The organism is Rhizobium giardinii bv. giardinii H152 (assembly GCF_000379605.1).
GTDB lineage: Bacteria > Pseudomonadota > Alphaproteobacteria > Rhizobiales > Rhizobiaceae > Pararhizobium > Pararhizobium giardinii.
The window spans coordinates 1-1,120 of sequence record NZ_KB902642.1; the positions used below are offsets into that span (position 1 = coordinate 1).

Consider the following 1,120-nt stretch of genomic DNA (forward strand, 5'->3'; position numbering starts at 1 on the left):
GTATCTCGGGAAGAGCGATAGCGAAGACCAAAATTCCTATTCCTGAGCCGGTTAACGAGATTAGCGCAATGGCCAGAAGAATGGTTGGGATCGACATCAAGGCGTCCATGAAACGCATAACCAGATTGTCGACTGCGCGGACGTAACCAGCCACAATGCCGATCATGAGCCCGGCTAATGCTGCTACCAGAGCCGACGCCAGCCCGACCATGAGCGAAATACGCGCGCCGTAGATGGTCCGGACTAGAACATCACGACCGAGGTTATCGGCGCCCAGCCAATGATCACTGGATGGAGGCTGCAGGCGAGCGAAGGGATCCATTCTCCCCGGATCACCGGCATAGAACGGAGCAAGAAGTGCAGCAAGGATCAGGAGAACGAGGAGCCCACCGCCGGTTAGGACCAGAGGGTGGCGTCGGGCAAGCACTGAGATCCGAAATCGATCTTGCGCGCCAGGTTGTGTTGGTGATGTTGAGATAGCCATGTCAGTACCGGATTCGCGGGTCGATGAGCGTGTAAGCAAGATCGACCATGAGATTGATCAGGACATAAAGGCCCGAGACGATAATTAGAACGCTTTGGATGATGGGATAATCCCGCCCGTTGATGGCATCGACAACCAGGCGACCGATGCCTGGTATGTTGAACACCGTTTCCGTAAGGACGACGCCACCGACGAGACCGGCGAAACTTAATCCAATCGCTGTAAGGATCGGAACACCAGCGTTTTTCAAGGCGTGATGAAACAGCATCGCATACGACGATGCGCCTTTGGCTGCGGCCGTTCGCATATAATCTTCTGACAATACCTCAAGCATGCTTGACCGGGTGATGCGGGCAATAAAAGCAATGTATGCAAGGCTTAAGGTGAGTGTTGGCAGGATTAAGTGCACGAGCCAAGCTGTCATACCCTGACCTATCGGCTTATACCCCTGGACAGGCAGCCAATGAGTCTGGATCGCAAAGACGTAAACGAGGAAATAGCCGATCACAAATACCGGGACAGAAAAGCCAACTGCCGAGAAACCAATCAGAAAGCGGTCCGCCCAGCCCCTAGCACGCCAAGCGGCAAGAACCCCGAAGGAAACCCCAACGAGTATTGAAAGAAGCGCCGTCAGCA

2 protein-coding genes are annotated in these 1,120 nt (G+C 54.3%); both read right to left on the reverse strand.

Features of this window, described 5'->3' with window-relative positions; genetic code table 11:
* The coding region (locus A3AY_RS0112835) for an ABC transporter permease (RefSeq protein ID WP_040668649.1) at window positions 1-484 on the reverse strand (484 nt) is incomplete at its 3' end.
* Between the two features lies 1 nt (window position 485).
* Window positions 486-1,120 (reverse strand): ABC transporter permease (locus tag A3AY_RS0112840; RefSeq protein WP_018326069.1); only part of this gene is annotated, 635 nt, incomplete at its 5' end.